Below are 19,413 nucleotides of genomic sequence, written 5' to 3' on the forward strand. Positions count from 1 at the left end.
AAAACCTATTTGCGTTAAAAAGTAAATAGGTTTTGTTTTATGTGTTGTTTTTAGCTTGAAACCATTAACAAAATTATATTATCTTTACACTCAAAATTCATTTTTGACAAGTAGCCATCGTGAAACGTGGCAATCAATATATAAACAAATTATGGCATGTAATAACTGTTCCACGGGAACTAAAGATGGAGTTCCTAAAGGATGTAATAATAAAGGGTCGTGTGGTACTGGAAGTTGTAATAAATTAACAGTTTTCGATTGGCTATCAAACATGACGCTTCCTCAAGGGCAAGAGCCTTTTGATTGCGTAGAAATTAGATTTAAAAACGGAAGAAAAGAATTCTTTAGAAATACAGAAAAATTAACACTAGCAATGGGTGATATTGTGGCTACGGAAGCAACACCGGGTCACGATGTAGGGATTGTAGCTTTATCAGGAGAATTAGTGAAAATTCAAATGAAAAAGAAAAATATACCTGTTGAAAGCGAATTACCAAAAATATACAGAAAAGCTTCTCAGAAAGACATAGATATTTGGAGCGAAGCTCGAAGAAAAGAAGAAATTGTAAGAATGAGAGCTAGAGAATTAGCGATTGCGTTAAACTTGGAGATGAAAATCTCAGATGTAGAGTTTCAAGGCGATGGTTCGAAAGCAACATTCTATTATACAGCAAACGACAGAGTAGATTTTCGCCAATTGATTAAAGACTTTGCAAGAGAATTTAGTATTCGTATAGAGATGAAACAAGTTGGTTTCCGTCAAGAAGCATCAAGACTAGGAGGGATTGGTTCTTGCGGTAGAGAACTGTGTTGTTCTACTTGGTTGACCGATTTTAGAAGTGTGAATACATCAGCAGCTCGTTATCAACAATTATCTTTAAATCCGCAAAAATTAGCAGGACAATGTGGGAAATTAAAATGTTGTTTGAATTATGAGTTAGATACTTATCTAGATGCTCTAAAAGATTTTCCAGATTTGGACACAAAACTCTATACAGAAAAAGGGAATGCTAATTGCCAGAAAGTAGATATTTTTAAAGAGCTGATGTGGTTTTCATATGAAAGTCAGCCTGCACATTGGCATGTTTTATCTGTTTCTAGTGTAAAAGAGATTTTGCAACAAAACAAACAAAAAATTAGAGTTGAAAGTATAGAAGAGTTTGCGGTTGAAACAACTAAAACAATTGAAGAAAACTTTCAAAATGTTGTTGGTCAGGATAGTTTAACTCGTTTTGATAACAAAACAAAAAAACGCAACAGCAAGAGCAACAATAAGAATAAAAAACGTCGTAAACCAGTAGTTGAAGTAGATGCTCAAAAACCAATAATTAGTAAGCAAAAACAAACAGGACAAGTAAAACAAGTTGACACTTCAAAAAAAGGAGCGCAGTCAAAACAACCAACGCAAGGAAAGCAGCCTGCACAAGGGAAGCAACCTGCACAAGGGAAGCAGTCAGCTCAACCAGTACAATCAAAGAAACCAACCCAATCCAAACCAATAATTAAAAAGAATGACCCAAAAAAGAAATAAAATAGTTTTATTTTTTATAATGTCAGTATTTTTTCTTTCGTGTGATGAGAAAAGAGTATTTGATGAGTATAAAGAAATGGACGGTACTTGGAGAAAAGAAGATATAAAGCGGTTTGTTTTTAAACAAGAAGACACAATTAATCCGTATAATCTTTTTTTGAATATTCGAAATACAAATGAGTATCCATTTAATAACTTGTTTGTAATTGTTAATTTGAAACAACCTGATAGTTTGGTCAAAATAGATACTCTAGAATATTTAATGGCAAAACCCGATGGAAGTTTATTAGGTGAAGGTTTTTCAGATATAAAAGAAAGTAAATTGTGGTATCAGGAAAATTTTGTTTTTAAACAAAAAGGAGAATACGTTTTAGAAATTCAGCAAGCTCTGCGAGAAACAGGAAATGTTGCGGGAGTAAATGAATTAAAAGGAGTAACAGATATTGGATTTAGAATAGAAAAAGTAAAATAATATGGCTACTAAAAAAAAGGAAAATACTATTTTTTCGAAATATGTAAAAAAGTTTTGGATAATCTTTTTGTCAGGATTTTCGTTTATAGTTTTATTATTTCTGTTTGCATCATGGGGATTGTTTGGAAAAATGCCAACTTTTGAAAACTTAGAAAACCCGGATTCAAATGTAGCAACAGAAATTATCTCTTCGGATGGAGTGGTTTTAGGGAAGTTCTATGCTCAGAATAGGGTACCGGTTAAATATGACGATCTGCCAAAACATTTAGTAGATGCCTTAGTAGCTACTGAAGACGAACGCTTTTACGATCACTCAGGGATAGACCCAAGGGGTACAATAAGAGCAATTGTTATGTTGGGTAAAGATGGAGGAGCAAGTACTATTTCTCAACAGTTAGCGAAAAATTTATTTCATGGAAGCGATGGATCTAGGAATATTGTAGTTCGTATCATTCAGAAAATAAAAGAATGGATAATTGCAGTTCGTTTAGAGCGTCAATATACTAAACACGAAATTATTGCGATGTATTTAAATCAAGTCGATTTTGTAAATGGGGCAATAGGAATTCGTTCTGCTTCAAGAATCTACTTTAATAAAGAGCCTAAAGATTTAAAAGTAGAAGAGGCTGCGGTTTTTGTGGGAATGTTAACAAATCCTTCTAGATTTAATCCGCAAAGACATCAGGAAAGAACTAAGGTTAGAAGAGATGTTGTTCTTGGTCAAATGGTTAGAAGTGGTTTTTTAACAGAGGCAAAAAAAGAGGAATTGAAAAACAAACCAATTGTTTTGGATTTTAAACCAGAAAGTCATGATCAAGGGATTGCAACCTATTTTAGAGAGTATCTAAAAGTATATATGAAGAACTGGACAAAAGAGCATTTAAAAGAAGACGGTTCTGAATATGATATTTATAGAGACGGATTAAAAATATATACCACGATCGATTCTCGTATGCAAAAATATGCAGAAGAAGCAGTACAAGAGCATTTAACAAATTTGCAGGCGAAGTTTTTTGAACTAGCCAAAGGGAAGAAAAATGCCCCTTTTGTTAATATTTCTTCAGATGAAACAGCTTCAATCATCAAAAGAGCTATGAAAAACTCAGAACGATGGAGAATCTTAAAAGAAGAAGGAATGTCGGAAGACCAAATTTTAAAATCATTTGATGTGAAGACAAAAATGAAGGTTTTCTCGTGGAAAGGAGAAAGAGATACAATAATGACTCCAAAAGATTCTATTATCTATTACAAACACATGTTGCAAACGGGTATGATGGCAATGGAGCCACAAACGGGACATATTAAAGCTTGGGTTGGAGGAAATGATTATAAATATTTTCAATATGACCATGTTGGGCAAGGAGCAAGACAAGTAGGGTCAACCTTTAAGCCTTTTGTCTATTCTACTGCAATGGAGCAGCTTGGAATGTCTCCGTGCGATTCTATTATTGACGGTCCTTTTACTATGCCTAAAGGGAAATGGAATATAACAGAAAGTTGGACGCCAAGAAACTCTGGAGGAAAATATTATGGAATGAGAGATTTGAAATTTTGTTTGGCAAACTCGTTGAACACTGTCTCTGCAAAATTAATGGATAGAGTGGGGCCTAAGGCGGTTGTAGATATGGCTCATGACTTAGGGGTTACTTCAGAAATACCAGAAAGACCAGCAATTGCATTAGGTGCAGTAGAGATTACAGTGAGTGAGATGGTAGGGGCGTTTAGTACGTTTGCGAATCAAGGAGTCTATGTTAAGCCTTCGTTTATTACAAGGATTGAAGATAAAAACGGTGTGGTTTTAGAACAAATCATACCAGAATCTAAAGATGTAATGAATAAAGATGTGGCATATGCAGTAATAAAATTAATGGAAGGAGTTACGCAATCTGGTACTGGTGCAAGGTTGAGAAGTGGTCATGTTAATGGCTTAACGACTTATAATTATAAATTTGGTAATCCAATTGCTGGTAAAACAGGAACAACTCAAAACAATTCAGATGGATGGTTTATAGGAATGGTGCCAAATTTAGCGGCAGGTGTTTGGGTTGGAAATGAAGATAGAGCTGCTCATTTTAGAAATACGTTGTACGGACAAGGAGCCTGCATGTCTTTGCCAATTTGGGGTTTGTTTATGGATAAATGTTATAGAGATAAAGAACTCAACGTGTCTAAAGAGGCTTTTGAGAGACCAGAGAAAATATCAATAAAAGTAGATTGTGTTAGAACTGCACCGGTGATTGATTCTACAGATGTTGAAACAGTCGACTTGAATGAGTTTGGAATGTAATTAAACAAAAGAAATATGATTAATCGCAAAGTAAATAATGTAACAGAAGCATTGCAAGGCATTGAAGACGGAATGACAATTATGTTGGGAGGGTTTGGATTATGTGGAATTCCTGAAAATAGTATTGCAGAATTAGTAAATAAAAAAATAACAAACTTAACTTGTATTTCTAACAATGCAGGGGTAGATGATTTTGGGTTAGGGTTGTTATTACACAACCGTCAAATAAAAAAAATGATTTCTTCTTATGTAGGAGAAAATGCGGAGTTTGAAAGGCAAATGCTTTCAGGTGAGTTAGAGGTAGAATTAACACCGCAAGGAACTTTGGCAGAAAAGTGTAGAGCTGCACAAGCGGGGATTCCTGCATTTTTTACTCCAGCGGGTTATGGAACCGAAGTTGCAGAAGGGAAAGAAACAAGAGAATTTAATGGTAAAATGCATGTAATGGAACAGGCTTTTAATGCAGATTTTGCTATTGTGAAAGCTTGGAAAGGAGATGAAGCTGGGAATTTAATTTTTAAAGGAACGGCAAGAAATTTTAATGCGGTAATGGCGGGTGCAGGGAAAATCACAATTGCAGAAGTGGAAGAATTGGTTCCAGCGGGAACATTAGATCCAAATCAAATTCATATTCCTGGAATTATGGTAAATCGTATTTTTCAAGGAGAAAAATTTGAGAAAAGAATTGAGCAAAGAACCGTAAGACAAAAAAGTTAATCATGGCACTAGATAAAAATCAAATAGCACAAAGAATAGCGAAAGAAGTAAAAGATGGATACTATGTTAATTTAGGTATTGGAATACCAACTTTAGTGGCTAATTACGTTCGTGAAGATATTTCAGTAGAATTTCAAAGTGAAAATGGAGTTTTAGGAATGGGGCCGTTTCCTTTTGAAGGAGAAGAAGATGCAGATATTATTAATGCAGGAAAACAGACTATAACAACATTACCAGGAGCTAGTTTTTTTGATTCTGCTTTTAGTTTTGGAATGATTCGTAGCCAAAAAGTTGATTTGACTATTTTGGGGGCAATGGAAGTGGCTGAAAATGGTGATATTGCCAATTGGAAAATTCCTGGAAAAATGGTGAAAGGAATGGGCGGGGCAATGGATTTAGTAGCTTCTGCTGAAAATATTATAGTAGCCATGATGCATGTGAATAAGGCTGGAGAGTCTAAGCTTTTAAAAAGATGTTCTCTGCCTCTAACAGGAGTGGGCTGTGTGAAAAAAATTGTCACAGAACTAGCGGTAATTGAAGTAACCGATAAAGGGTTTAAATTGTTAGAAAGAGCACCTGGAGTAACTGTCGAGGAAATTAAAAAGGCAACCGAAGGAGCGTTGATTGTTGAAGGTGATATTCCTGAAATGATAATTAATTAAAAAATAAAAACAAAACTAATTTTGCCACAAATTCATTAGAAAATCTATGAGTTTGTGGCTCATTTATATATAAAGGTATGAACTTTTCAAAAGTAATTTTAAAACAAGGTAAAGATAAATCAATAAGAAGACGTCATCCATGGGTTTTTAGTGGTGCGGTTTTTGGGGTGAGTAAAGAGTTGCAGGATGGAGAAATGGTGGATGTTGTAGATGATAAGAACAATCATTTGGGAACTGGTTTTTTTAGCGATAGAGGAAGTATAGTGGTTCGTCTTTTGACTTTTGGTGATGAAGTTTTTGATGAGAATTTTTGGAAAATCAGATTAGAATCTGCTTGGGTGTTAAGAACACGTTTGTTGGATTTTGAGACTACAAATGCATTTCGATTAATACATGGAGAAGGTGATGGGATACCGGGTTTAATAATTGACTATTATAATAAAAACTGGGTTATTCAAGCGCATTCTTCGGGGATTTATTTACAAATCGAAGAAATTGCGAAAAATATAAAGGATATTTTTCCTGAGTACTGTGAAACAATCTATTGTAAAAGTAGCGGAACTTTACCGCAAACAGGAAATGATTTCTTTTTATACGGAGATACATCAGAAACTATTGCAAAAGAGAATAATATAAAATTTGCTGTTAATTGGGTAGAAGGTCAAAAAACAGGTTTTTTTCTTGATCAAAGAGAAAATAGGAAGCTTTTAATGGATTATGCAAAAGGGAAAAAAGTGTTAAATACTTTTTGTTATACAGGAGGGTTTTCTATTTATGCGATGGGTGCAGGAGCAGAATTGGTTACTTCGGTTGATATTTCTCAAAAAGCAGTTGATTTGGCCGATAAAAATATGGAATTAAATTTTCCAAATGCTAATCATAAACCAGTTGCTTCTGATGTTTTTGAGTATATGAAAGAGAATCATAAAGAATATGATGTAATAATATTGGATCCTCCAGCATTTGCAAAAAACATAAAAAGTAAGCATAAAGCAACACAAGCATATAAAAGGCTTAATATTGCTGGTTTAAAGGCACTTGCTCCTAAAGGTATATTGTTTACATTCTCTTGTTCTCAGGTTATAGATGATGTATTGTTCTATAATACAGTGGCAGCGGCTGCTATTGAAACAGGAAGAAATGTTAGAGTATTGCATAAGTTGTCTCAAGGGCCAGATCACCCAACGAATATTTATCATCCGGAAGGCCATTATTTAAAAGGATTGGTGCTTTTTGTTGAGTAAAATTTAATAGTAGTTATTTTTTAACTTAAAATATTTAATTAATTATGATAATTTAACAAATTATACATAAATACTGTATTTGGATAATTCGAATACTTCATATCTTTGTTTTTCTAACCTATACAATTAAAAACTAATTAATTATGAAAAACAAATTACAGAAAAATGTAGTAATGCTATTGCTTGCTACTTCTTCTCTTTTGTCAACAGCTCAGGTTGCTGATAAAAATGTTAAAGAAATGGTCTTTGATGACAAAGGACAACCTTCATTAATTATCTTTAATGAAAGTGCTAATGTATCGAGTGCAAATTTCCAAAATGTATTAAAAGAAAATCTTAAATTAAGAAGCGATTTCAATTTCGTGAAAATTAAAGATGAAATGGATAATTTAGGAATTGTTCATGAAAAGTATCAATTGTATTATAAAACAGTGAAAGTAGAGTTTGCTACTTATACAATTCACTCAAGAAATGGAAAAATAATTTCTATGAGTGGAGATATTTACAATGCAAACACATTAAATATTACACCAACAATTACAGGTGAAAAAGCATTAGAATATGCTAAAAAAGCAGCAGGAAGTAACTCTTTTTTATGGGAAAATAAAAGAGAAGCTTCGTTAATTAATTACACTAAACCACAAGGAGAGTTAGTGCTTTTGCCAGATATGGGAAGCATTGGTATTGAAAGAGAAACGACAGCATTAATTTTAGCCTATAAATTTGACATCTATGCAACAAATCCTATTAGTAGAGGAGATGTTTATGTAGATGCTAAAACAGGTAAAGTATTGTTTTATAACGCAACAATTAAGCATGCAACAAATTTTGGGCATGGTTCTGCACATTTATTCAATAAAAAGCATACTTGCGAATCAAATAATTCACAAAATGAATACAAATTAGCAAAGACATTTGAAGCATTAGTGGCAGGAAATGCAGCAACAAGATATAGTGGAAGTCAGAGTATTGAAACTACTTTAAGTGGCGGTAGCTACATCCTAAAAGATAATACAAGAGGTGGTGGAATTAACACCTATGATATGAATACAGGAACGAATTATGGATCTGCCGTGAATTTTACAGACAATGATAATAATTGGACAACTGCAGAGCATAGTGCAAATAAAGACAACGGAGCTTTAGATGCACATTGGGGCGCAGAGAAAACATATGACTATTGGACGGCAAAGCATGGACGAAATAGTTTTAATGGTTCTGGAGCAGCAATAAATAGTTATGTACATTATAGTTCTAACTATGATAATGCATTTTGGGATGGTTCTCGAATGACTTATGGAGATGGTAGTGGAACTTATTTTGATATTTTAACCTCTATTGATGTTGCTGCTCATGAAATAGGACATGCAGTTTGTACATATACAGCTAATCTAGCTTATCAAAGAGAGTCAGGGGCAATGAATGAAGGGTTTTCAGATATTTGGGGAGCAGCTGTAGAATTTTATGCAGCACCAACAAAGAGTCCATGGTTAATTGGAGAAGATATTGAAAGACGTTCAGGGCATGCAGCACTTCGTTCTATGAGTAATCCAAAAAGTGAAGGACAACCAGATACTTATGGCGGTACATATTGGAAAAACCCAAATTGTGGAACACCAACACAATCAAATGATTATTGTGGAGTTCATACAAATTCTGGCGTTTTAAATCATTGGTTCTATATTTTGACACTTGGAAAATCTGGAACGAATGATATTGGAAGTTCTTATAATGTAACAGGAATAGGAATGGATAAAGCAGCAAAAATTGCATATCGTTTAGAAAGTGTTTACTTGTCTGCAAATTCAACTTTTGCAAATGCTCGTACTTACGGTATTCAAGCTGCAACTGATTTGTATGGAGCTGCTTCACCAGAAGTGATTGCTACTACTAATGCTTTCTATGCAGTAGGAATTGGTGCAGCTTATAGTGATGGTGGTGGAGATCCAACTACTTGTACAACAACAATTGCAAGTTTCCCTTATGGAGAAGGTTTTGAAAATACTTTAGGGGCTTGGTCGCAAGGTTCTGGAGATGATTTTGATTGGATAGTGAATTCAAACGGAACACCTTCAAGTAATACTGGACCATCTGCTGCTGCACAAGGTACTTATTATGTATATGTTGAAGCTTCTAGTCCTAATTATTCTAATAAAACAACAATTTTAAACTCCCCATGTTTTAATCTTGCAGGAGCATCTGCGGCTACTTTTACATTCAAATACCATATGTATGGAGCTGCTGGAATGGGAGGATTAAAGTTACAAGCAAGTACAAATGGGACTACTTGGGCAGATGTATGGACAAAATCGGGTAATCAAGGTAATTCTTGGTTAAGTGCTTCTGTAGATTTAGCGTCATATGCAGGAAATACGGTAAGACTACGATTTGTAGGAACAACTGGAACAACTTGGCAAGGAGATATTGCTGTTGACGATGTAGCATTAGCTACTGGAACGGTTACTGATCCAACATGTACTAATGTGAATATTAATTTAACATTCGATAATTATCCAGAAGAAACTAGCTGGCAAATTCTAAATGCGAGTAACCAGGTAGTAGAATCAGGAGGAACGTATGGAAGTCAAGCAGACGGTTCTTCTTTAACAGTTACAAAATGTTTAGCTGCTGGTTGTTATACTTTCAAAATTAATGACAGTTATGGAGATGGTATGTGTTGTTCCTATGGTAACGGAAGTTATTCTGTAAAAGCAGGTTCAACTACTTTAGCAAGTGGCGGTTCTTTTGGTTCAAGTGAATCTACTAATTTCTGTGTTGGAACAACAGGAATAGTTTCTAATGTTAACACTGTTACTGAAGCACAAGAAGTAATTTCTTTTTCAATGTATCCAAATCCTGTGAAAGGAGATTATTTAAATGTGATTTCTAATGATGGAATGAAAGATTATAAAGTATATAATTTAGTAGGACAATTAGTTTTACAAGGTCAAATCAAAAATGATCAGGTTAATGTGAGCTCATTAAATAGTGGGGTTTATGTTATTGAATTAAATACCTACAAAGAAAAGATTACGAAAAAATTCATAAAAGAATAAACGCTATTTTTTGTTAAGTTAATAAGTGAAAAGGCTGCTCTATTTTTTTAGGCAGCCTTTTCTAATTATAGTAATAGAGTTAATCTACTTATAGATTTGCAAAGAAATCATTTCCTTTATCATCTGTAATTATAAATGCAGGAAAATCTTTGACTGTAATTTTTCTAACGGCTTCCATTCCTAATTCTTCAAAATCTACAACTTCAACTTTTAGAATGTTTTCCTTTGCAAGGATTGCTGCTGGACCACCAATGGAACCAAGATAGAAGCCTCCGTATTTTGAACAGGCATTTGTAACTTGTGTAGAACGATTTCCTTTAGCAAGCATAATCATACTTCCACCTGCTGCTTGGAATTCATCAACATAAGGATCCATTCTTCCCGCTGTAGTTGGCCCAAAACTTCCTGATGGCATTCCTTCTGGTGTTTTTGCTGGACCAGCATAATAAATTGGATGATTTTTGAAATAATCTGGCATTGGTTTACCAGCATCTAGTAATTCTTTTATTTTAGCATGTGCAATATCTCTAGCTACTATAACTGTTCCGTTCAGTTTTAAACGAGTTTTGATTGGATATTTAGTTAACTCTGCTAAAATTTCAGCCATAGGCTTGTTTAAATCAATAACAACAGGCTCTTCTAAATGTGGAGCTACCTCTGGTAGAAATTGACCTGGGTTGGTTTCTAATTGTTCAACAAAAATACCATCTTTTGTAATTTTTCCTTTAATGTTTCTATCTGCAGAGCAAGAAACGCCTAGTCCTACTGGGCATGATGCAGCATGTCTTGGTAAACGAATAACACGGACATCATGTGTGAAATATTTTCCACCAAATTGTGCTCCAATAGCACTTTCTTGACAAATTTCTTGGACTCTTTTTTCCCATTCCAAATCTCTAAAAGCTTGGCCAGACATATTTCCAGAAGTAGGAAGGTTATCAAAATATCCAGCAGATGCTTTTTTCACAGCTGCTAAATTTGCTTCCGCAGAAGTACCTCCAATAACTAAGGCTAAGTGATATGGCGGACAGGCAGAAGTACCTAAATCTTTTATTTTTTCACGGATGAATTCATCCATTGACTTTTCATTTAATAGTGATTTTGTCTTTTGATATAAGAAAGTTTTGTTTGCAGAACCACCACCTTTGGCTAGAAATAAGAATTCATAAGAAGCTCCTTTTTTTGCATATATATCAATTTGTGCTGGTAAATTAGAACCTGAATTTTTTTCTTCAAACATACTTATTGGTACAATTTGAGAATAGCGAAGATTCTTTTTTTGATAAGTGTTGAAAATTCCTCTTGATAACCATTCAGCATCATCTACACCAGTATAGACATTTTCTCCTTTTTTTGCCATTACAATGGCTGTTCCTGTATCTTGGCAAGAAGGAAGTTCTCCATCTATTGCAACGGTAGCATTCTGTAATAGATTATATGCTACAAAACGATCATTATCTGTAGCTTCTGGATCTTCTAAAATGTTTGCTAAGCTCTGTAGGTGTTTGGTTCTTAGCATAAAAGAAACATCATTCATTGCTACTTCAGAAAGGAGTTCTAATCCTTTTGGGTCAATTGTTAAAATTTCTCTGTCACCTAGTTTCTCAACTTTAACGTAATCAGAACTTATTTTTTTGTATTGCGTATCATCTTTTTCAATAGGATACGGGTCTTGATATATAAAATCCATTGTGTTAGTTTTTTAGAAGCGTAAAGTTACATAATGTTTAAAAATTAGATAAATATTCCTTGTAGCTTTTCTTGTTTTAGTTGGTATTTTGAATAATTCTAAAGTAGAAGTAATTAATTTTTATATAATAATGCTTTGTAAAAACTCCAAAGTAACGCGTTTACATTCTCTTTCCTAATGAGAATCATTGATTTTTTTACTATAATAAAGCCACTTTATCCATTTACCTACTATTCTATAAATATAAAAAAAATGAAATTTCTGCGAGTGCTACAATAAAGATTATAATCGTGTATTTTTTATTCCCATAAAAGGGTATTCGTTTAAATCACTAAAATAGATCGAATTTATTGTTGTTAGCATAAATAAAAGTTAAAAAAAGTAATTCTTATAGTTATGATTTTGTTTTAAAAATATTATTTTTATCAAGTCTAAATAAAATAAAACATGAAATCTATTACAATTATAATTGCAGATAGTCAAAATCTCTATAAAATTGGGCTAAAATCAGTTATAAAAAAGCATTTTAAAAATGCAAAAATTAAAGAAACAACTTCTAAAAATGAATTATTTAGGTGGTTTACTAAAGAAAATATTAACTATTTGTTTCTTGATCCAAATAATATCAAAAACTTAAATGTTGAAGATATAGTAAACTTAAATAATCAATATCCAAATTGTAAAATAATAATTAATGCATGTTCTAGTCATGAAGTTTCTGAACACTTATTATTTCAAAAAATAGTAAAAGGTTATATCTGCAAATCCAATAGTCAACATATTTTTGAAGAAGCAATTAGTAAAATTGAAGATGAGCAAGCTTATGTTTGCAAAGAGATTTTGGCAAAAATTGTTAATGATAAAATAGAGAAAACAAAGGAAGTTTACTATCAATTAACAGAAAGAGAAACTGAAATCATTAAGTTAATTGGAAAAGGAAAAAGCGGAGAACAAATTGCTCAAGAGCTTTTCATTAGTGTTCATACTTTTAGAACACATAGAAAAAATATAATGAAAAAAACAAAAATGAATTCAACATCTAAATTGGTCTTGTATGCTATTAATCAAAATTTGATTTAAAATTAGTTAGATTTATCTGTTTGATTATTAGTTTTTTGTGTTTTATAATGTTTTTTTCTATTAATATTAATTAAAAATAGTATTATAATGATTGAGTAACCATTTAGTAGATGCTACTATAGTAAAGGTATATTTTCTACTTGTTTTAATGAAATAATTTACCCTATAAGGTGTATTGACACTTTTTTAAATTGAGATTACTTTTGCTTTTTTATTCTTTAGAATTAATCTAAATAAAAATAACAAATGAATATACTTGAGCAAACAAAACAAGAATCAAACAAAGAGTTACTAATTGTTGATCAAAATAGGGAACATATTTTTTCAAATGAAAAAAATGGAATTGCGAATTACAAAAGAAGTATGAAGAAAGCAATTCACGCAATAACTAATACGCTAAAAGAAAGAAAAACTCCCTTTACTGGTAAATCAATTGATGCTTTAAAACAAAAATTTGATGAAATTCAACTGAAGGATTTTAGGGATATACATTCTTTAGAATTTGTAATTGAAGAGTTGAAAGAACTGTATTTAGATGATTGTGTGCATTTTCATCATCCAAAATATATTGCGCATTTAAATTGTCCAATTCTAACTCCAACATTGGTAGCTGAGGCTTTTATTTCTTCTCTGAATTCATCGATGGATACTTGGGATCAAAGTACTGGTGGAACTTTTATAGAATTAAAATTGATCGAATGGACTTTAGATATTTTAGGTTTTCCTACTGAAGGTGATGGGATTTTTACTAGTGGAGGAACACAGTCTAACCTAATGGGATTACTGTTAGCTAGAGATTTTTATATTAAAAACAATTATGATATTGATCCAAAAATGGAGGGTTTGCCAGCAGAGGCTTCTAAATTTAGGGTATTTTGTTCGGATGTAAGTCATTTTAGTTTAAAGAAAAACCTGAGTTTGTTAGGACTAGGGCAAAACGCTGTTATTCCAATTACAGTTGATGCTGATTTTAAAATGGATATAAAAAAATTAGAATTAGCCATAGAAGAGCAGAAACAATTAGGCAATATTCCTATAGCAATTGTAGGAACAGCTGGGACAACAGATTTTGGCTCAATAGATTCATTAACGGCAATTTCAACGATAGCAAAACAGAATAAATTATGGTTTCATGTTGATGCTGCTTATGGTGGTGGTTTGCTAATAAGTGAGAAACATAAAAGCAAACTAAGAGGTATAGAATTAGCCGATTCGGCAACGATAGATTATCATAAAACATTTTATCAACCAGTAAGTTCTAGTGGGTTTTTCATGAGAGATAAATCGTTTATTGATTATATAAAATATCATGCAGATTACCTTAACTCGAAAGAACAAGAAGAAGAAGGTGTTCCTAATATGGTTAAAAAATCGATACAAACCACAAGGCGATTTGATGCGTTGAAACTTTGGTTCACACTAAGAATGATTGGTGTTGAAGGATTGAGTTCCTATTTAGAAAAGGCAATTGAGAACGCTCAATTTACGGCTCAATATTTAAACGAGAGGAAAGATTTTGAAATCATTCATCAACCAGAAATTAGTGCAGTAGTGTTTAGATATACTCCTTATTCTGGTTTAGATGCTACCTATTGCAACTTGAATAGTCACATTCGAAAGGCAATGTTTAATGAAGGAAAAGCAATCATTACAAGTACAAAAGTGAAAGAAGAAGTGTTTTTAAAATTCACCTTATTAAATCCGTTAACAACAACAAAAGATATTGAAGAAGTGATTGACCTAATTGTTTTTCATGGGCAACAATATTCATTAAAAAATTAAATTACAATGCAAAATACAACATACGATTTTATAGCAGTAGGAGTAGGTCCATTCAATTTAGGTTTGGCTTGTTTAACACAACCAATAAAAGATATAAACGGTTTGTTTTTCGATAAAAACGAATCATTCAATTGGCATCCAGGAATGCTAATGCAAGATACTACATTACAAATCCCTTTTCTAGCAGATTTAGTAACCTTAGCTGACCCAACAAGTCCTTTTAGTTTCTTAAATTACATTAAAGAACAAGGAAAGATGTATTCGTTCTATATTAGAGAAAACTTCTTGTTGTTAAGAAACGAATACAATCAATATTGTCAGTGGGCAATAGAAAAAATGTCGAATATCTTTTTTAATACCGAAGTCATTCAAATTGATTATAGCGAATCGGAAGCTTATTATGTAGTTACAACTAAATGCACAAAGACAGAAGCAATAAGTATTTATACCGCTAAGAAGATTGTTTTAGGAACAGGAACATCTCCACATATTCCAAAATCATGTCAGAATCTAAAAGGAAAAGCAATTCATTCTGCAAATTACCTTCAAAAAAAGAGCGAACTGCAAAAAAAGAAATCCATCACTGTTTTAGGAAGCGGGCAAAGTGCTGCTGAGGTGTTTAATGATTTATTACAAGAAATAGATACGTATAATTATCAACTGAACTGGATAACCCGTTCTCCTCGCTTTTTCCCGATGGATTATAGTAAGCTAACCTTAGAAATGACGTCTCCAGAATATGTTGACTATTTCTATAATTTACCAGAAGACAAAAGAGACGAACTATTAAGTAGTCAGAAATTGCTCTACAAAGGAATTAATAAAGACTTGATTGGGAGTATATTCGATACTATTTATCATAAAAAAGTAATAGGAGCTATAGATGTGAATTTGAGAACCAATTCAGCATGCATTCAATCCAATTATGATGAAGAATCTGAGAAATTCAATTTAGAATTACATCAGGTAGAACAGGATCAAAAATACCGCCATACCACAGAAGCTTTAGTTTTAGCAACAGGATATAGTTATCAATTACCAAGATTTTTAGAAGGCATTTCAGAACGTATTCTTTGGGATAAAAAAGGACGATTTGCAACTAATAGAAATTATAGTATTGACGCAAATGCTTCTGAGATTTTTGTGCAAAATGCAGAATTGCATACGCATGGTTTTGTAACACCCGATTTAGGAATGGCTTGTTATAGAAATTCCTATATCATTAAAGAAATTACTGGGATAGCACATTATCCAATTGAAAAAAGAATTGCTTTCCAACAATTTGAAGTAACAAAAGAAGAAGCAATTCATTCAGAAGCTTTTGAATTAATCTCATAAACAAGAATACATGAAAACCCTTGAGAAAAGAATTACTGCTATTGATGTGGCTCGTGGAATGAGCGTTTTGTTAATGATTATTATTCATACGATGTTAATTTATGGTGATTTAGAGACGCAAACCCATACTGTTCTTGGAGAAATTGTGCTTTGGTTAGGTAGAGGAACAGCGATGTTTCTAATTACTATGGGTATTTCTTTTGTGCTCTCTAGAAGACAATCATTTACAGCCGTTTCTAAACGAGCCTTGTATATTTTAGGAATAGGATATGGAATGAATTTATTAAAATTTATTGTTCCAGAATTTGTGTTTGGAGGTTTGCCCACAGCTTTTGTGGAAGCTTACGGATTAACTTCTCAAACACTTGAAACAACACTGTTTTTTTTATTGTTAGGTGATATTTTACAATTAGCAGGAATCACATTATTCTTTATGGCACTAATTAATCATTTTAGTAGTAGTAAATACGTGCCCTTACTTATTGCAACTATCATTCTTTTTGTTTCAAAAGAAGTAAGTGGTTTTCGTATTGATGTTTTAGGAATAAATTATATATGCGATTTGTTTTTTAGCGATCAATTCAACGTTTATTTCCCTGTTTTCCCTTGGAGCGCTTTCATACTAATAGGAATGTTTTTAGGGAGATGGTATAAAGATACTTATGAAAATAAAGAACAGTTCTTTAAAAACACACTTAAAATAGGTTTGTTTTCTGTGGTAATTGGTGGTCTATTAAATTTTACAAATCCATCCTATCATTTTGCGGATTATTATCATTTGGGACCAGGTGGAACCATTCTTCTATTAGGGATAAATCTTCTTCTTCTTTGGAGTATAAATAAGCTAGTAGTTTTCTTTGGAGAACAAAAAACAATCTTTAAAAGAATAAGTTTCTACAGTAAAAATGTAACAAGTCTCTATGTAATTCAATGGGTAATCATTAACTGGGGAATGTATGTTTTTGGGTTCTGGGAACACCAACAAGGAACAGTTTTATTACTTATTCCATTAATGATTGTACTCACAACGCTGGTGCAAGTTGCCTATTCCTATGTTAGAAAACAAATACAATTATCAATAAAAGAAATAAAAATAGTTCCTAAAAGAATTTTTAAATCAACGTAAGATGAAAATAGGGAATGCATTCAATAAAAGGAATGGAATTGTTTTTACCAATTTCATTTCAGACTTAGGGTCAATTTCATTTAGACCATTAAATATAGAAAAAGATATATCAATCATTCACAATTGGGTCAATCAAGAATATGCGCAATACTGGGGAATGTTAGGGAAAAGCTTAGAAGAAGTAACACAAGAGTATGAAAAAATAATTCAACATTCCGATGTCTTTATCGGACTAGTTAACGGAAAAGTTTCGTTTCTTTTAGAGCGCTACAATCCAAAAAAAGATGCCATTGCAGATTATTATGTAGTGCAGGAATATGATTGTGGAATGCATGTTATTGTGGCTCCAGTTGCAAAACGCATACATCAATTTACATGGCATGTGTTCACAAGTATCATGAAATTCATTTTTAACGATTTAACCATTCAAAGAGTAGTGGTGGAACCCGATGTTAGAAATGAAAAGATGTTTGCTATTTGCCAGAAAGTCGGTTTTGTAAACGATGAAATAGTAGAATTACCTCATAAAACTGCTCAATTAGCTTTTTGTACTAGAGAACAATTTGTACAAAAAATAGACTCACAATATTTAAAAGAAACAGCCATGCATTATAAAAATCAAATTGAAAATCCAGAGCAAGCAATTCAACATATTAAGCCAGAAACATGGAAAAAAGCCAATAGATTATTAGTAAGAAAGGCAATTTGTGAATTTTCTCATGAGCAATTATTTCAACCTATTTTAGTAAAAAAAAATAAAGATTGGAATGAATATAATTTGTTTACTAATAACAATCAAATCCAGTATTCTTTTAGAGGAAAAGCATTAGCCTTGAATCATCTAGCCATCGATAGTCAATCCATAACAAAAAAAGAAGATGGAAAACCAAAAGATATTGACGCTATACATTTTCTATCCGAATTCAAAGAAAATATAGGCATAAGTGAAGAGCAATTCCCATCTTATATTGAAGAAATTATTAGTACATTATATGGAAGTGCCTACAAATTAGAAAAGAAAGCACCTTCTGCAAAAGATTTAGCAACTTCAGATTTTCAAACCATTGAACAGTCAATGAATGAAGGTCATCCAGGGTTTGTTGCAAATAATGGTAGAATAGGTTTTAATAGTATGGATTACAAAGCCTATACACCAGAAACAGGAAATCCGTTTCAAATTCTCTGGTTAGCAGGGCATAAAGACAGAACGATTTATGCAGGAACTGAGGAGTTAGACTATCAAAAACTTATTCATCAAGAACTTGACGAACCAACTATTGCCACTTTCAATCAAGTAATAAAAAGCAAAGGAGAAAACCCTGAAGAGTATTTCTTCATTCCAGTACATCCTTGGCAATGGTATAATAAATTAGCGAATATATTTTCACCAGAAATAGCCAAAAACAAGTTGATTTGTGTGGGTTATGGACCCGATTTATACCAAGCACAACAATCTATTCGTACACTATTTAATTTAAGTAATCCAAAAAAGTTTTATACTAAAACATCGCTTTCTATATTGAATATGGGTTTCATGCGTGGTTTGCCTGTTTATTATTTAGGAACAGCTCCAGAAATGGCAAAATGGCTTGAAAATTTGTTAGGAAGTGATGCCTATTTGCAAAGCGTTAATTTCGGGATGTTAGGAGAAATCGCTTCTATTAGCTACATAAACCCTTATTTTGAAAGTTTTGGAAAACACAATTCATATAATAAAATGATTGCTTCTTTGTGGAGAGAAAGTCCTGTGGCTTATCTTAAGGAAGGCGAACAATTAATGACAATGGCTGCATTGTTACATATTGATAAAGAAGGGAATGCATTATTACCAGAAATCATAAAAGCGTCCAATTTAACGGTAGATAATTGGTTAAAAGAATATTTTAAAGTCTATTTAAGTCCGTTGTTGCATTGTTTCTATGAATATGATTTGGTTTTTATGCCACATGGTGAAAATCTAATTCTAGGATTTAAAAACAACATTCCTGTGCGTTCATTTATGAAAGATATTACCGAAGAAGCGGTGATACTAAATCCAGAAGTTGAAATTCCAGAAAACATCAGTAGAATTTATGCTGAGGTTCCAGAAAATGTAAAATTATTATCCATTTTTATAGATGTTTTTGATGGATTCTTTCGCTTCATGTCGAGCATTTTAGTTGAACAAATTAATTATGATGAAAACCGTTTTTGGGAATTGGTTGCAGAATGTGTTACAGCATATCAAGAAACACAACCACAATTGGCAGAGAAGTTTGAGCGTTATGATATGTTCGAAACACAATTCGAATTATCCTGTTTAAATCGTTTGCAAATAAATAATAACAAAACAATGATCGATTTAGATGATCCTGTTGCTTTGCTTCAATTTCAAGGGAAATTAGAAAATCCAATTGCTCAATTTAAAAAAATAACGGCTTAAATACTA

Annotated in this window: 13 protein-coding genes; 12 read left to right on the forward strand and 1 reads right to left on the reverse strand. The window is 32.5% G+C overall.

Annotated elements, in window-relative coordinates:
- The first annotated feature begins 151 nt into the window (after nucleotides 1-151).
- From ACZ49Z_RS09605 to ACZ49Z_RS09635, 7 genes are all read left to right on the forward strand, one after another.
- Nucleotides 152-1,531 carry a PSP1 domain-containing protein gene (locus ACZ49Z_RS09605; protein ID WP_464307949.1) on the forward strand — a complete coding sequence of 460 codons (1,380 nt, stop codon included), beginning with the start codon at nucleotides 152-154 and terminating at the stop codon, nucleotides 1,529-1,531.
- The gene (locus tag ACZ49Z_RS09610) at nucleotides 1,512-2,003 is read left to right on the forward strand and encodes a gliding motility lipoprotein GldH (protein ID WP_464307950.1); all 492 of its coding nucleotides are present in this window, start codon (nucleotides 1,512-1,514) and stop codon (nucleotides 2,001-2,003) included. The genes ACZ49Z_RS09605 and ACZ49Z_RS09610 overlap by 20 nt, the downstream gene beginning before the upstream one ends.
- A 1-nt stretch (nucleotide 2,004) precedes the next feature.
- Nucleotides 2,005-4,290 (forward strand): penicillin-binding protein 1A, encoded by a 2,286-nt coding sequence (locus ACZ49Z_RS09615; RefSeq protein ID WP_464307951.1) that lies wholly within the window; start codon nucleotides 2,005-2,007, stop codon nucleotides 4,288-4,290.
- Nucleotides 4,291-4,305: 15 nt separating this feature from the next.
- Nucleotides 4,306-5,007 carry a CoA transferase subunit A gene (locus ACZ49Z_RS09620; protein WP_464307952.1) on the forward strand — a complete coding sequence of 234 codons (702 nt, stop codon included), beginning with the start codon at nucleotides 4,306-4,308 and terminating at the stop codon, nucleotides 5,005-5,007.
- 2 nt (nucleotides 5,008-5,009) lie between these two features.
- Nucleotides 5,010-5,669 carry a CoA transferase subunit B gene (locus ACZ49Z_RS09625; RefSeq protein ID WP_464307953.1) on the forward strand — a complete coding sequence of 220 codons (660 nt, stop codon included), beginning with the start codon at nucleotides 5,010-5,012 and terminating at the stop codon, nucleotides 5,667-5,669.
- A 77-nt stretch (nucleotides 5,670-5,746) separates the two neighbouring features.
- The gene (locus ACZ49Z_RS09630) at nucleotides 5,747-6,913 is read left to right on the forward strand and encodes a class I SAM-dependent rRNA methyltransferase (RefSeq protein WP_464307954.1); all 1,167 of its coding nucleotides are present in this window, start codon (nucleotides 5,747-5,749) and stop codon (nucleotides 6,911-6,913) included.
- A 143-nt stretch (nucleotides 6,914-7,056) separates the two neighbouring features.
- Nucleotides 7,057-9,969 carry a M4 family metallopeptidase gene (locus ACZ49Z_RS09635; RefSeq protein WP_464307955.1) on the forward strand — a complete coding sequence of 971 codons (2,913 nt, stop codon included), beginning with the start codon at nucleotides 7,057-7,059 and terminating at the stop codon, nucleotides 9,967-9,969.
- Between the two features lie 88 nt (nucleotides 9,970-10,057).
- On the opposite strand, the gene ACZ49Z_RS09640 is transcribed toward ACZ49Z_RS09635, so the two are convergent.
- Nucleotides 10,058-11,659 (reverse strand): fumarate hydratase, encoded by a 1,602-nt coding sequence (locus ACZ49Z_RS09640; RefSeq protein WP_464307956.1) that lies wholly within the window; start codon nucleotides 11,657-11,659, stop codon nucleotides 10,058-10,060.
- 447 nt (nucleotides 11,660-12,106) lie between these two features.
- On the opposite strand from ACZ49Z_RS09640, the gene ACZ49Z_RS09645 reads away from it, so the two are divergent.
- The 5 genes from ACZ49Z_RS09645 (at nucleotide 12,107) to ACZ49Z_RS09665 (ending at nucleotide 19,407) form a co-directional block, all read left to right on the forward strand.
- Nucleotides 12,107-12,739 carry a response regulator transcription factor gene (locus ACZ49Z_RS09645; RefSeq protein ID WP_464307957.1) on the forward strand — a complete coding sequence of 211 codons (633 nt, stop codon included), beginning with the start codon at nucleotides 12,107-12,109 and terminating at the stop codon, nucleotides 12,737-12,739.
- Between the two features lie 246 nt (nucleotides 12,740-12,985).
- Nucleotides 12,986-14,521, forward strand: coding sequence for a pyridoxal phosphate-dependent decarboxylase family protein (locus ACZ49Z_RS09650; RefSeq protein ID WP_464307958.1), 1,536 nt, complete (start codon nucleotides 12,986-12,988; stop codon nucleotides 14,519-14,521).
- 6 nt (nucleotides 14,522-14,527) lie between these two features.
- Complete coding sequence (locus tag ACZ49Z_RS09655; RefSeq protein WP_464307959.1) at nucleotides 14,528-15,859, forward strand: lysine N(6)-hydroxylase/L-ornithine N(5)-oxygenase family protein; 1,332 nt, start codon at nucleotides 14,528-14,530, stop codon at nucleotides 15,857-15,859.
- 10 nt (nucleotides 15,860-15,869) lie between these two features.
- Nucleotides 15,870-16,985 (forward strand): heparan-alpha-glucosaminide N-acetyltransferase domain-containing protein, encoded by a 1,116-nt coding sequence (locus tag ACZ49Z_RS09660; protein WP_464307960.1) that lies wholly within the window; start codon nucleotides 15,870-15,872, stop codon nucleotides 16,983-16,985.
- A 1-nt stretch (nucleotide 16,986) separates the two neighbouring features.
- Nucleotides 16,987-19,407: a GNAT family N-acetyltransferase gene (locus ACZ49Z_RS09665; protein ID WP_464307961.1), complete on the forward strand. Its 2,421-nt coding sequence runs from the start codon at nucleotides 16,987-16,989 to the stop codon at nucleotides 19,405-19,407.
- The last annotated feature ends 6 nt before the right edge of the window (nucleotides 19,408-19,413 follow it).

The organism is Flavobacterium sp. KY-23415 (assembly GCF_055384985.1).